The sequence below is a fragment of the Sorangium sp. So ce128 genome, assembly GCF_051525245.1.
GTDB classification, from domain to species: Bacteria; Myxococcota_A; Polyangia; order Polyangiales; family Polyangiaceae; genus Sorangium; species Sorangium cellulosum_B.
Window position 1 is genome coordinate 11,414,034 of record NZ_CP150313.1, and the last position, 13,861, is coordinate 11,427,894.

A 13,861-nucleotide genomic window follows, 5' to 3' on the forward strand; every position below is an offset into this window, starting at 1 on the left:
CTATCGCCAAAAAGATCTGGACACCTCCAGCTCTGAGTTGCTAACTTACACACTGTTACCTTGCGCATCCGCTCTCCGATCGAAGCACAAGCACCCGCGTACTTGATCCGATCCTGATCAGCCCGCGGGGGCTCATTCCGACCGGAGCCCGCGAAACCGACCTCGCCTGACCCGTGTGTCATGGTGCCTTCTATTCGGATGACGCTCCAGCAATGGTTCACCCGTGAGGACCTCGAGGAGCTACCAATGAAGCAGTTCGCAATCGCATCTTCTGTCGCGCTCGCCACGCTGTTCATCACCGCCACCAGCCTCGCCAACACCACCGCTCCGTCGCCCACCTGCACCGTGATCAAGCGGGGTGTCCTCGGCGACATCTACAACGCCGAGATCTGGAGCCTCGCCCCGAGCTACCACGTCCCGACCCCGTTCGAGGTCAACACCGGGTACTCCAGCTCGGTCGGAGAGAAGCGCGCATTATTCCGCTTCGATCTCAGCCCCATCCCCGCCGGCTCTCTCGTCACGTCGGCCACGTTCTACGCCCAGACGTACACGAGCACCGCGCAGACCGTGTACGTCCACCAGGTGCTCGCCCCCTGGAGCGAGGAGCTCGTCACGTGGAACAACTTCGGCGGCATGGACCCCGCCGCGTTCACCTCGTTCGTGCCCAACGTCACCGGATGGAGCTCGGTCGATCTCACCGGGATCGTGCAGGACTGGGTGGACGGGACGGCGCCGAGCCACGGGATCCTCCTCGAGGAGGGCGCCAGCGGGAAGACGTCGTACAAGGGCAGCGCCCACACCGATGAGTCTTACCGGCCTCTCCTCGAGGTCTGTTACACGGCGCCGAAGGGCTCGATCGGCGACAAGGTGTGGTTCGACGCCAACGCGGACGGCATCGAGGACGCCTCGGAGCTCGGCATCTCCGGCGTCGTCGTCGACCTCTTCGGCGACGCGAACTGCGACGGCGTCGCCGACGGCGCCCTGCTCCAGACGGCCGTGACCGGCGCGAACGGCGTCTACCGCTTCACCGAGCTCGAGGCGGGCTGTTACGTCGTCGACGTCGACGACGCGACGCTCCCGCTCGGCCATATCCTGACCAGCGACGACGAGCCGCTCGGCGTGTCCCTCGACCCGGGTGAGAACGTGGCCAACGCCGACTTCGGCTACGTGACGTACTCGTCGATCGGCGACACGGTGTGGCTCGACAGCGACGCCGACGGGCTCTACGAGCCGGAGACCGGCGAGCTCGGCGTCAATGGCGTCCGTGTCGAGCTGTTCCAGGGGGCCCAGCTGATCGACTTCACGATCACCGGCACGAGCCCCTACACCGGCCAGCCCGGCTTCTACCTCTTCGACACGCTCCCGGCGGGCGCCTACTCGGTGGTCGTCACGTCCGACAACTTCATGACGAGCGGTCCGCTCGCTGGACAGGAGCCGACGGCCGACCCCGACGGCGGGCTCGACAACGTGGGCGCGGTCTCGCTCGGCTGGGCACAGGACCTGCTCGACGCGGACTTCGGTTACCAGCTCTCCTGCGGCAACGGCGTCTGCGGCGGTGACGAGAGCTGTTCCAGCTGCGCCGTCGACTGCGGCACCTGCCCGCCGGTCTGCGGCAACGGCACCTGCGAGAGCGGCGAGGACTGCGGGAGCTGCAGCGCCGACTGCGACGTCTGCCCGCCCGCCTGCGGCGACGGCACCTGCGACGCCAGCGAGAGCTGCAGCACCTGCGCGGCCGACTGCGGCACCTGCCCGCCGGTCTGCGGCAACGGCACCTGCGAGGCCGGCGAGGACTGCGGCACCTGCTCGGACGATTGCGGCGCCTGCCCCGCGGTCTGCGGCAACAACGTCTGCGAGAACGGCGAGGACTGCTCGAACTGCACCGGCGACTGCGGCGCTTGCCCCGCGGTCTGCGGCAACAACGTCATCGAGCCCGGCGAGAACTGCCTCGAGTGCCCGAGCGACGTCGGCGTCTGCCCGCCGGTCTGCGGCAGCGGCGTCTGCGAGGCCGGTGAGACCTGCTCGAGCTGCGCGGCCGACTGCGGCGCCTGCCCGCCGGTCTGCGGCGATGGGGTCTGCAAGGCGGGCGTCGAGAACTGCTCGAGCTGCGCGGCCGACTGCGGCGTCTGCAAGTGCTCATCCCCCGGCACCGGCTCCCCCGGCTACTGGAAGAGCCACCCGAGCGCCTGGAAGATCACGAAGCTGACCATCGGCGGCAAGACCTATACGAAGTCCCAGCTCCTCGACATCATCAGCCGTCCGACGCGGGGCGACGTCACGTACATCATCGCGAAGCACCTCATCGTCGCCAAGCTCAACGTCGGTATCGGCAACCGGTCGAGCTGCATCGAGGACACCATCGCCAAGGCCGACGCCTGGCTCAAGAAGTACCCGCTCGGCAGCAACGTGAAGGACAATTGCAGCAGGAACGCGCCGTGGGTGACCGGCAAGCCACTGTCCGAGATGCTCGACAAGTACAACAACGGCTATCTCTGCGCCCCCCATCGCGACGACCTTGACTGCGAGGACAACCGCAACGATCGCGACCATCACCGCGGCTGCGGCCGCTGAGACGTAGACGCGAGCGCCCCCGGGCCAGCGCCCGCTCCAAGCGACCAGCCTGGAGAGCCGCCGTAGCTGGCCCAGCCCCTCCCCGCCTCCCCCTCCCCCCCGCCATCGCTCTCCTCACCCCCTAGCAAGGGGGCCGCCTCGTTCTCGGGACGGAACGTCCCTCGACGCCCGTGGGCACCCCCACACCCCGCATGGGCGTGATCTGCCCCTTGCGCGGCAAATTGCCCCTACCGCCCCGAAGGGGGCCCCTGCCGGCGCCGCCTACGCCTCGAACAGCGCCCCGCCAACGAGCGGGGTCGAGCCCGTCGAGACCGCTCCACCGCAAGACAGGACAGCATGGCACGGGCGCTGCAAATCCTGCGGGGCTGAGCTCCGAGGACCGCAGTAGACGGTCCAACGACGCAGCGTTGGCGGGCCCAAAGAAGGAGAAGTTGCCATGAACCTGACGGAAAGCTGGATTGGCGATAAGCCCTTGGTCCCGCCTTGCGGCTTGTTCGGCAAAGGTCAGCATATCGTCCTGGCTGAAGACGACGAGGATTTCCGGTCCACGATCGCCATGGCGCTCCGCAGCGACGGGTTCGAGGTGTCCGAGGCGCGAAACGGCCTCGAGCTGCTCGACAAAGTGGCGCCCTGCCTCGGTGGGAACGAGCCCCCGAAGCCGATCGACGCGATCGTCAGCGATATCCAGATGCCCTGCTTCTCGGGGATGGAGATCCTGGAGGGCCTCGCCGAGGTGAGGCGGCGGCCGCCGGTCATCCTGATCACGGCGTTCGGCCACCCGCACCTCCACGCGACCGCGCGCAGCCTGGGCGCCTCGGCCGTCTTCGAGAAGCCGTTCGATCTGGACGATCTCCGCAGCGTGCTGTTCAACCTGAAGGACGCGCCCGGCTTCGACGGCGGTTACTGACGAGGACTGACGAGGACCAGCGAGGACCGGCGAGGACCGACGAGGGAGCGCTCCTCCGCGCGCCTCGGCCGCCGCTCAGCCGTCCGGCCGCGGGAGGGGGGTCGCCGCCGCCCAGCGCGCGACACAGCCCCGCTCCTCCTCGGTCATCTCCAGCATGTCCGCCACCATCCCGTCCAGGTGGCGCCGGGCGTCGGCCGGCAGGCCCGCGTTCGCCGGGCCGAGCTCCCGTCCGAGCGCGTCGAGCGCCGCGATCAGGGCGGCTCCCGCCGGCGGGGGCGCAGGGATCGCACGCAGGTGCGCAATCTTCACCTGCGGCATGCCCTCGCGCGCGTCCCGGTGACGCGTGTAATGCCACCAGCGGACGGGAGAGGAATTGAGGTAACAGAGCAGCGCGAACTCGCTCCAGGTGGCGTCGGAGAAGCCGGCCAGGATCGAGTTGCGGAACGGGAGGCCGTCGCTCAGCGCGGCGATCGGATAGCGGGCGGTCTGGCGGATGAGCAGCCGCACCGCCTTCCAGTCCTCGTCCTTCCGGAAGCGGCCCTTCACGCCGGCGCGATCGACGTGGTGGCGCGGCGCGCGCGCGATCAGCTCGCCCACGTCGGCGCCCTCCCGGATGGGGCAGGTGTACGGCGGCTCCGGGGCGTTCGCGCGCCGGATGCGCTCGGCGTCCTCGGCCGTCGTCTGAAACCCGCGCTCGCCGAACAGGGCCGCCGGCAGCGGGGGCAGCGCGCCGAGCCGCTCGAGGAGCCGGCGGGACACGACGTCGAGATCCGAACGCGCGAGCGGCCACGAGGCGGCCTCAGCCGCCCGCGGGGCGGCGGGGGCGAGGCGGGTCGAGAGGAGGCCCATGCACGGCTGGAACACGCCGTCGAAGGCGTCGCTGCCGAAGCTCGGAAGATCGGAGTCCACGGCGCAGAGCGCGTCGTGCGCGCGGCGCGTCGGGCCGTATCCATCGAGATCCGACACCGACGTCGGGATGACGAGGCCGAGCCGCCCGCCCGGCCGCAGCAGCGACGCGGCCCGGTGCACGAACAGGCCGTGCAGCGAGCGGTAGCCATGGAACGCCGGGTTCCTCCGGAGGTGGAGGTGGAAGACCTCGGGCGCGATCGGCTGCGCCGCGCGGCCGACGTAGGCGACCCAGGGCGGATTGCCGATCACGGCGTCGAAGCCCGGCTCGGGGCGATCGAAGACGCCGGGGAACGCGAGCTCCCAGTGCAGGAACCGGCGCTCCTCGGCGATACGCCGCGACAGCGCCGCCCGCGGATCGGCCGGCTCGCGCGCGGCGGCCATGTAGCGCGCGAACGTGGCTGGCGCCGGCGCCAGGGCCGCGAGCTCGCCCGCCGGCGGCCAGAACCACAGGGCCATCCAGGCGTCGAGCGCCGCCTGATCCGCTCCCTCGGCGCCCTCGGGCCCGTCGCGGGGCGCTCCGTCGGCGCTCTCCGGCGGCGCGCCCTCCGGCCGCGGGGGCGCAGGAGCCTGCCGCAGCAGGGCCCGCCGCGTTTGCCGCTCCCCGGGGCCGCCCGGCAGCCGCGCGGCGGACGGGAAGCCGCCGACCTCCGCGCGCTCGGCGCCGATGAGGCTATCGCCGCAGCGGAGCTTGCCGTCGAGGAAGCTCAGCGGGAGGCGCGCGTCCTGCACGACGAGCCACAGCGAGAGCCTGGCGAGGTCGACCGCGAGCGGGTCGAGGTCGACGCCGTGCAGACAGCGCTCCGCCACGAGCGCCATGGCGCGAGGGAGCGGCGGCTCGCCGGGGGCGAGGGGCGGCGCCGCGCCGGCGCGCTGCCATGCGTCGACGAGGCGCGCGGCGAGCTGGCGGCATGCCTCCACCAGGAACGCGCCGGACCCCATCGCGGGATCACACACGGCGAGCGCGAGGGCATCCGCGGGCGCCGCCGGCCCGCCGTCCCTGTCGAGCAGCGGCGACAGCGTGCGCTCGACGACATGCGACGTGATCTCCCGCGGCGTGTAGTACGAGCCCGCGCGCCGCCGGAGCTGCCCCGGCTGGAGGTAGAGCGCTCCCCGCGCGATCCGGTCCGGCTGCCGCGGGGACGCGCGGCGCGCGAGCGCCTGCGACAGCTCGGCCACGCTGCCGGCCGCGGCGACGCGCGCTGCAGGCCGCGCGCCGAGCTTCAGGTCCGCCACCTCCTCGAGCCGCGCGAGCCGGTCACGGCCGGGGAGGGCGAGGAGCGCCTCCAGATCCACGACGACGTGCGACGGCAAGAGCGCCATCGACTCGCCCTCGGCGATCTCGAGGTCGAAGGCGAGGAGGCCCTCGTAAAGCGTGCCGAGGTGCTCGACCTCGAGCTCGCCGTAGCGCAACGGCACGCCGTCATGCACGAGGAGCGCCGAGAGCACCCGGTGGAGCGCGCCGTCGCTGAGCCACGGTCTCCCCTCCAGGAAGGGATGGGCGTCCGGATCGCACAGGCCGCCGCGCGCGCCCCCGGGGCCGCGATCGCGGAGCGCGCGGAAGAGCGCCGCGATCCTCGCCCACGCGCCGTGGCGGCGCTCGAGGTCGTCTCCCTGCCGTCGCCGTTCTTCCTCGAGATCCGCGAAGAGCCGGGCGAGCGGCGCGCCGCCGTCTTCCACGCCGGCGAGCAGGCCGCGCGCCTCGGCGTAGAGGAGGAAGATGAGCCGCATCAACGCGGACACGAGGCCGGCGCGGAGGCGCCGCCGCCCTTCGGCGGAGCCGGCGCACGCGACGTCGCCGCCCTGCGGATCCGCCGCCTGAAAGCCGCGGAGGACCTCGCCGAGCGCGCCCTGCGCCTGCTCGCGGAGCTGCCGCGCCACGCCGTCGGCGGACGGCGCGGATCCATCGAGGGACGCGCCCGCTCGCTTCGCGGCGCCGCGCGGGGCGAAGGCGCCGCCCCGTTCACGGTCGCGGCCCAGGGCGGCGCTGAGCTGAGGGCATTCCGAGGACACGAAGGTTCCGCAACAGCATTGCGGATGGGACGGGGTGCAGGCAAGCGCCCCGGCGCGGCGTCGCGCCGGCCCGCGCCGCCGCGCGAATCGCCGCGGCGGGAGGAACGCCGAGAGAAGACCTCCATGTCCTGACCCCTTCCGGCGGTCTCGGCGCTTGCCGGTGTCGCTCCTCGCGCCGCGCGGCGCCCTGGAGAGGAGTCCTTCCTCGCCTGGAGGTCCTCACCCAGCACGGTTTACCGAGATCCTCGTGAAAGCATCTCTCACACGCGGCCCCATCGAGGTACGGTTCGTGCCGCATGCTCGAGAATGAATCCTGAGCTGTTCGAACCATACGCACTCGCTCATTCACGCAATTCACGCTCTGGCTCGGTGGCGCGGCGCGGCGCCCTGCTCGCCGCGCTCCTGCTCGGGATCTCGGCGTGCCACGACGCCGGCGAGACGCCGGTGCAGGAGCAGGAGCCCACCGGCGCGGTCACGGGCGGGATTGACCTCTATTCCGGCATTCCCCAGGACGGCATCGTCCTCGGGGAGCCGAGCGCGCCGATCACGCTTGTCGAGTTCTCGGATCTGCGTTGCTCGCATTGCCGGGATTACGGGCTCGAGATCTTGCCGGTGATCCTCGAACGCCATGTCAGGACGAAGCAGGTGAAGCTCGTATTCCGGAATCTCGCGTTCCTCGGTCCGAGTTCCGTGCAGGCCGCGCGCATGGCTGCCGCGGTCGGGATGCAGGATCGGCTCTTTGATTTCGTCGACCGCTTCTTCCGGCTCCAGGCGCGCGAGCGCCCGGCGATCACGGACGAGCTCCTGTTGCGCGTCGCCTCCGAGGTGCCGGGCGTGGACGCAGAGCAGGCGATGGCGCAGCGCGACAGCCCGGAGGTCCTGCAGCAGCTCGAGGCCGCGCGGGCCGAGGCGGCGGCTCTCCAGGTCCGGGGCGTGCCGGCGCTGTTCCTGATCCGGGAGGGGCAGGAGCCCCTCCGGCTCCGCCTCACCTCGATGTCGCCGGAGCCGATCTCCCGCGCGATAGAGCAGATCATGCTCGAGCCGCAGCCGCCCGGGTGAACCGCCGCGACCGCCGCAACCGCCCGGGTGAACCGCCGCGACCGCCGCGCCGAGCGCCGGCGCCTCGCGCGCTTTTTGGTACGCTCGCGCGGGGATGACCGCATCGCCGCTCGTGTTCCCTCCCCGCCCCCCCTCGCTGCGCGGCCGTCGCCGCGAGCTCGCGACGCTCCTGGCGACGGTTCGCGCGTCGCGCCCGACCCGCGTCGCGCTCGTCGGCACCGGCGGCAGCGGCAAGTCGACGCTCGCGTGCGCGCTCGGGCACAAGCTCGCGCGCGAGCTCCCCGGCGGGATCCACTGGTTCCGGGTCGGCGCATGGGACGCGCGCACGCTGCGCGGCATGCTGTCGCTCCGCTTCGGGGCAGGGCCGTCGCCGTCGCTGCCTGCGCTGCGGAGCCGCCTGCGGGCGCTCGGGGAGATGCTGATCGTGCTCGACAACCACGAGCACGACCGCGCCGTCGCCGAGCTGCTCGACGACCTCCGCGACGAGGCGGTGACCTGGGTCATCACGGCGCGGCGCTGCCTCGTCGCCGGCGTCTCCATCTTTCCGGTCATCGCGCCGCTCGTGACCTCGGGGCGGAGCCCCTTCCCTGCGGTCGCCTCGCTGACCCGCCTGCTCCGCTGGAACCCGGTCTCCCTCGAGCTCGCCGACGCGATCGTCGGCAGCGGCGCGGCCGACGTCGCCGAGCTCCACCGGTGGCTCGTGGCGGGCGGCGTCGACCGCGTGCGGGTCATCGATCACGAGGACGACCTCCCCGAGGTCGGCCTGCTCGTCGCGTGGGCTTTCCGCGGGCTCTCGCCGCCGGCGCGGCGGATGCTCGCGGTGCTGGCGCACTCGAACGGCGACCACATCGACGAGGGCTCCCTCGCCGAGCTCGCGCGGGCCGGGCGGCGCGCCGGCGACGCGCTGGCCTCGCTGCGCCGCTTCCGGCTGGTGCAGGAGCCGTTCGCGGACCGCTTCGCGCTGCACGCGACGGTGCGCCACGCCGTGCTGAAGCGCACGCAGATGGATCAGCGTCGCTTCTTCGAGCACTACATGGCGCTCCTCGAGCGCTCTCCGGAGCGGCTCGACCTCGAGCAGACCCACCTGTTCGCGGCCATGGACTTCGCGCACGACGCCGGGAGCGTCGCGGCCGCGCTCCGCGTGAACGATCTGCTGTCGCGGCTCTCGCTCTGACACCGGCGCCGGCTCCGGGAGCCCGGTGCGAGCGCGCGCGTGGATGGGCGCGCGCTCGCCGCTCCTCCCTGCTCGACCCCGCTCGACGTCAGGTCACCGCGGCGCTTCCGGGCCCCCCACGTGCTGGCGGCAGAGCTCGACGAGGCGCTTCAGCACCCACTGCCCCGCGGGCCCCTGCACGAGGCCCGGCCTGTGGACCACGGCGAGCGGCAGGACGTGCTCGTCGTCCCCCCACGCCGCCGGCCAGATCCGGACCAGGCGCCCGGCGTTGAGGTCGTCGCGGATCATGTGCTCTGGCAGGTTCCCCCAGCCGAGCCCCGCGCACAGGAGCTCTCGCTTGGTCTGGAGATCCACGACGCGCCAGGTGCGGGGGGACAGGACGGCCTGCTCCGGCGAGCGCGCTCCGCCGCGCTCGCTCAGCACGATCTGCACGTGCTCGCGCAGCTGCTCGGTCGCGACGCGCGCGCCGCGCGGATCGGCGGCGGCGAGCGGGTGTGTCTTGCCGACGACAGGCACCATGCGCACCGAGGTGAGGTGCTGGCGCTCGAGCCCCTGGGCCGTCGCCGTCGGCCCCACGACGCCGAGCTGGCATGTCCCGTCGAGGACGCGATCGGCGACGGCGGCCATGGTCTCGGTGTGGACGACGAGCTCCACGGTGGGGTAGACGCGCGCGAACTCGACGCAGAGATCGACGAGCGCGGACAGCGGAAAAATGGCGTCGACGCACAGCGAGACGAGCGGGTCGAGGCCACCGGCGAGCCGCTGCGCCGCGCTGCTGAGGGCGTCCGCGTCGGCGCACACCCGCCGCGCGGCGCCGAGCAGGACGCGGCCGTGCTCCGTGAGCGCCGGGATCCTCGTCGACCGGTCCCAGAGGGCGATCCCGAGCTGGCTCTCCAGGTTGGCCATCGCGTGGCTCACGGCCGACTGGACGCGCCGGAGCTTCCTTGCCGCGGCCGAGAAGCTGCCCTCGTCGGCGACCGCGATGAACGTGCGCAGCTGTTCGAGCGTGATGGAGTCGTGCACCGCGCTTCACCATGCCACGGCGCGGCGCGGCGCAGTGCGGTTCGGTCGTAGGGGTGCGTGCGTGCGCAGGCGCCAGAGGTCGCGGGCCCTCTGCGCTGCTGATGTCCCTGAAAGCGGCGCGGCGGCCAGGACAGGCGAGGAGCGTTTTCCCAAGGGGTCTACCCTCCAGCGGGCCCGCGTCGTCCGCGGGAAGGTAGACCCCTTTTTCTCACGCTCCTCGCCTGCCCCGGCCGCCGGCCGCGCGCTCAGCCGAGCGCGCTCGTCACAGCTTGAAGCAGGCCGACCCGCCCGTCAAAGCGCCGGCTTGGCGTTCTTCACGCACTCCACGAAGTAGTCGTGGAACCACTGCCCCGCCTGCGGCGCGCGCGTGTCCGCGTTCTCCTTGCCGCAGAACAGGTCGTAGCGCGGCTGGCCCTCCTGGCCCACGCCGTCGGAGTCACCCGGCGGCTTGACCCACACGAAGGCGTCGAGGTTCGTCGCGCCGCCCGGGCTGGCCTTGGGCCGCTCGCCCATGCCCGCGCCCTTGTTGTTGCACCAGTAACCCCAGTCCGCTCGGATGTTGCCGACGCCGTTGCGGCTCGTGTCGATGATGAAGTGCTTGTCGCCGAGGCCCTCGGCCGAGAGCGCCGAGGCCATGGCATCGACGTAGTCGAACTCGCCGAAGCAGGGATTGTCCTGCTGATCGTAGCTCTCCGAGCTGTAGCTGAGCTGCGTGTAGTTCGCGACGTTGGTCGCGAAGCCGCGGACGCTGGCCGGGCTGCCAGCGGCCTTGATGACCTCGGCGAAGATCTGCGCGCCCTTCTTCTGGTTGTCCGGCCAGCCGAGCCAGCCCGAGTGCGCCGCGTCGATGTACTGGTACACGTGCGGCATGTTGAGCTCCTTGAGCGTATGCGCGACGTTGTCCCGGTAGGACTGCGCCGTCTCCTCGGTGCATCGCTTCCCGCCCAGGTTCGTCGCGATGTTGGGGAGCGAGTCGGGCTCGATGACCGCGGCGATGCGCTGACCCGAGTGAGCAGCGAGGATCTGCTTGATCGGGGCGATGTACTCTTCCCGGTACCGCTGGGTGCCGTTTTGATCGAGGTGGAGCTCACCGTTCGACGCCTCGGCGAAGCAATCGCGGTTCGGAAGGTCGTACACGACGATGAGCGCAGTGACCGGCTCGCAGAGCTCGTTCTGGAGCTTGAGCGCCGCGTCGAGGTAGGCCGGGAGCTCCTTGATCGCCTCGATCCGGTCGAGCCAGAACGCTGTCTGGATCTGCTTGACCTTCTCCATCTTCGCCTTCAGGGCCGTATCGGTCACCTGCGCGATCGACGAGTCGACCTTCTTGACGTAACCGGGGTCCACGAAAAGGTGCGCGTCCGCGAACGGGTTGCCGTTCGGAGCCGCGATGTCGACCGCAGGCGAGCAGTTGCCGCCGCCCGAAGCCGCGCTGGTCGTCGGGTCGACGGTGCCGCTGCTCGTCGTCGTCGGGTCGACGGTGCCGCTGCTCGTCGTCGTCGGGTCGACGGTGCCGTTGCTCGTCGTCGTCGGGTCGACGTTGCCGCTGCTCGTCGGGGTGCCCGCGCCCACGCCGCTGCTCGTCGGGGTGCCCGCGCCCACGCCGCTGCTGCCCCCGCCCGTCCCGCTGGTGTCACCGCCCCCGCCGTCCCCGCACGCCGTGAGCGCGAGGATGACCGCAACCGACGTTGCCAACCCCAGCTGATGCGTCTTCCTTCTCAGCATATTAAGCCTCTCATCACTTCAATGAAGAAACCAGGCCAATTCAACGCGTCAAATAGCGGGCCGAATTTAGACCAATGGCCTCTCTCGGGCAAGGACAAACGACGGCTATCCCGCGCCAACGCGGCTGCGTCGTAGTACGCCATGTAGGTATTTTTCCACGAACGCTGGAACGATCGACACCTCTCGACGCGCGTCACGCGTGCGTGCGTCTTACCCGACCCGCGCGCGGCCGCGATGAAGCTGCAGCGGTTCTGCAAGGGGAGAACGCACCGGCGGGGGCGAGCGCGATCCGCTCAACGCAACGCGCAACCACCACGACTCTGCAGTTGCGAGCGCGGCTGGGCCCGGATGTGACACGGCAGACGGATAAAAGGGTTTCAGTTCTATTTCCAAGGTTGTCAGCGACGACAAACTCCGCCTCTCCGGGCGATAACACACACCAGGGCTGCTCGGAGCGCTGCGCCTGGCGTCATGCGAGGAGGCGACGCACGGCGCCATGGAGCGTCGGAGGTCGAGGGGCCGAGTGCGCCGCTCGCCTGCGGGCTGCGTGTGGACCTTCTTCCCAGCCAGGCGCTCATGACGTGACAGCGAGGGAGATCGCACGCGACGTCCGCGTGTCGCGGCATCCGTCGCAGCGCGTTGCCGTCATCGGGCCGTCACGGGGCGCTTTCTGGCCGACCGCCGCCGATCGGTTAGGCTTCCGTCCCCCCTTTCGCGCAGAGCTTCCCATGCGTTTCGTCGCGTTCTGGCTGATCATCGTCCTCGTCCTCAGCGTCCAGGGCCTGTACGTGCATCGGCGCGCCTCCAGGCTGCTCGGCCTGGGTGTGCGCGCCCGGCGCGCGCTCGCGTGCCTGCTGGCCGCCGGGATTGTCGGCATGACGGCCGCGCGGCTCGGGCGCGGCGCGCTGCCCGACGGGGTGCTCCGCGGGATGGGGCTCGCCGGCAGCACGCTCTCGCTCGGCGTCCTGATCTCCGCGGTCCTGCTCGCCGTCGTGGACCTCGGTCGGTTGATCGCCCGGCTCGGGGGCGTCGCGCTCCGGCGCGCGACGGCGGCCGCACGCGCGGAAGGCCGGACCAGCCGCCCTGCCGACGCGGCGCCCAGCCCCGCGGAGCGAGGGGCGCAGGAGGACGGCGGCCCCGCGGCCCTGCCGCTCCCGCCGCCGGTCGAGCTGCCGACGCTCGCCCGCCGCGACTTCCTCGCGACAGGGGCCGCTGGCTCCGCCTTCCTCATCGGCGGCGGCAGCGCTGTGTATGGCGCGCTGCTCGGGCGACACGACTACACCCTTGAAGAGGTCGCCATCCCGATACCGGGCCTGCCGCGGAGCCTGGACGGGTTCGCCATCGTGCAGCTGTCCGACATCCACCTCGGGCTGTTCGTCGGCGAGCCGGAGATGCGCGCCGCCGAGGATCTCGTGCGCAAGGCCCGCGGCGATCTCGTCGTCATGACGGGTGATCTCGTCGATTTCGATCCGAGGTACGCCGAGCACCTCGGGCGCCTCACGCGGAGGCTCGGTCTGCTCGCCCGGCATGGCGTCGCGGCGATCCCGGGCAACCACGACCACTTCGCCGGCATCGACGCGGCGCTGGGCGCGCTGGAGCGCGGCGGCGCCCGGGTGCTGAGCAACCGCGGGTGCGTCGTGGGTGGGCCCGGCGGCGCCTTCGCGCTGCTCGGCGTCGACGATGTGTGGGCGCGAGGGCGAGTCCCCGGCGGCGGTCCGGACCTCGGCCGCGCGATCGCGGACGTGCCCCGCGATCTGCCGCGCGTGCTGCTCTGCCACAACCCCGTGTTCTTCCCGGACGCAGCCGGAGAGGTCGCCCTGCAGCTCAGCGGCCACACCCACGGAGGCCAGATCAACCTCCTCGTGCGGCCCGCCGATCTGGTGCTCCCCCACGGCTACGTCGCCGGGCTCTACCAGCGCGGCGGTTCGCATCTCTACATCAACCGCGGCTTCGGCACCGCCGGGCCGCCCGCCCGCGTCGGAGCGCCGCCCGAGGTGAGCCGTATCGTCCTCGTCGCCGCCTGACGTCACGCCCGACGCGGTCCCCGTCGAGCTCGCATGGCGCTGACGAGCGGACGGTCGACCCCGGCGTCGATCCGCGGAGAGCCGCCGCGATCTCCCGGGCGCTCGGCGGTCTCCGGGAGTGGCGTGTTCTCCGGTTCTTGATTCCCGTGCTGAGGGTGTTCACCCTCCGATGTGCGATGAGCGCAACACGTGCGGCCCGTAGGACACGCGCGAACCGTGAGCCACGCGCGGTGCGCGCGGCAGGTGCGGCACGTCGACACGCGCTGACCGCCCCGGGCCCCCGGCGGGCGCTCCTCCTCGGGATCGCGCTCGCTGTCGGCGCCGAGGGGTGCGCGCGAGCGCCGCTCGCCGCGCCTCTCGGCCGTGTCGGCCGCAGCGATCCGCCCGCCGCCCGGCAGGAGCGCGGGCGCGGGTTGGAGAGCGCACCTCGGCCTGCGCCAGCGCCTCCGCCGCCCGCGGACGAGC

The 13,861-nt window shown here is 71.8% G+C and carries 8 protein-coding genes; 5 read left to right on the top strand and 3 right to left on the bottom strand.

Going from position 1 to position 13,861, the window contains the following annotated elements:
* The first annotated feature begins 246 nt into the window (after positions 1-246).
* Both WME82_RS43305 and WME82_RS43310 read left to right on the top strand, forming a co-directional pair.
* Entirely contained in the window at positions 247-2,568 is a 2,322-nt protein-coding gene (locus tag WME82_RS43305; RefSeq protein ID WP_438040072.1) for an SdrD B-like domain-containing protein, read from the top strand.
* A gap of 436 nt (positions 2,569-3,004) precedes the next feature.
* Positions 3,005-3,475 carry a response regulator gene (locus WME82_RS43310; protein WP_437295895.1) on the top strand — a complete coding sequence of 157 codons (471 nt, stop codon included), beginning with the start codon at positions 3,005-3,007 and terminating at the stop codon, positions 3,473-3,475.
* A 75-nt stretch (positions 3,476-3,550) separates the two neighbouring features.
* On the opposite strand, the gene WME82_RS43315 is transcribed toward WME82_RS43310, so the two are convergent.
* Positions 3,551-6,394: an Eco57I restriction-modification methylase domain-containing protein gene (locus WME82_RS43315; protein ID WP_438040073.1), complete on the bottom strand. Its 2,844-nt coding sequence runs from the start codon at positions 6,392-6,394 to the stop codon at positions 3,551-3,553.
* Positions 6,395-6,700: 306 nt separating this feature from the next.
* Between WME82_RS43315 and WME82_RS43320 the strand changes: the two genes are divergently transcribed.
* Both WME82_RS43320 and WME82_RS43325 read left to right on the top strand, forming a co-directional pair.
* A complete protein-coding gene (locus WME82_RS43320) occupies positions 6,701-7,453 on the top strand; it encodes a DsbA family protein (protein ID WP_438040074.1) in 753 nt (250 codons plus the stop codon).
* Between the two features lie 94 nt (positions 7,454-7,547).
* Positions 7,548-8,627 carry a hypothetical protein gene (locus tag WME82_RS43325; protein WP_438040075.1) on the top strand — a complete coding sequence of 360 codons (1,080 nt, stop codon included), beginning with the start codon at positions 7,548-7,550 and terminating at the stop codon, positions 8,625-8,627.
* A 93-nt stretch (positions 8,628-8,720) separates the two neighbouring features.
* On the opposite strand, the gene WME82_RS43330 is transcribed toward WME82_RS43325, so the two are convergent.
* Together WME82_RS43330 and WME82_RS43335 are read right to left on the bottom strand one after the other, a co-directional pair.
* Complete coding sequence (locus WME82_RS43330; protein WP_438040076.1) at positions 8,721-9,650, bottom strand: LysR family transcriptional regulator; 930 nt, start codon at positions 9,648-9,650, stop codon at positions 8,721-8,723.
* Between the two features lie 291 nt (positions 9,651-9,941).
* Positions 9,942-11,342, bottom strand: a complete 1,401-nt coding sequence (locus WME82_RS43335; protein WP_438040077.1) for a glycoside hydrolase family 6 protein — start codon at positions 11,340-11,342, stop codon at positions 9,942-9,944.
* A gap of 758 nt (positions 11,343-12,100) precedes the next feature.
* On the opposite strand from WME82_RS43335, the gene WME82_RS43340 reads away from it, so the two are divergent.
* Entirely contained in the window at positions 12,101-13,396 is a 1,296-nt protein-coding gene (locus WME82_RS43340; RefSeq protein WP_438040078.1) for a metallophosphoesterase, read from the top strand.
* The last annotated feature ends 465 nt before the right edge of the window (positions 13,397-13,861 follow it).

What these genes read in the sequence shown, in the direction of transcription:
- WME82_RS43340 (WP_438040078.1), top strand. Translation starts at nt 12,101, where the DNA reads ATGCGTTTCGTCGCGTTCTGGCTGATCATCGTCCTCGTCCTCAGCGTC.
- WME82_RS43325 (WP_438040075.1), top strand. Translation starts at nt 7,548, where the DNA reads ATGACCGCATCGCCGCTCGTGTTCCCTCCCCGCCCCCCCTCGCTGCGC.
- WME82_RS43305 (WP_438040072.1), top strand. Translation starts at nt 247, where the DNA reads ATGAAGCAGTTCGCAATCGCATCTTCTGTCGCGCTCGCCACGCTGTTC.
- WME82_RS43320 (WP_438040074.1), top strand. Translation starts at nt 6,701, where the DNA reads ATGAATCCTGAGCTGTTCGAACCATACGCACTCGCTCATTCACGCAAT.
- WME82_RS43310 (WP_437295895.1), top strand. Translation starts at nt 3,005, where the DNA reads ATGAACCTGACGGAAAGCTGGATTGGCGATAAGCCCTTGGTCCCGCCT.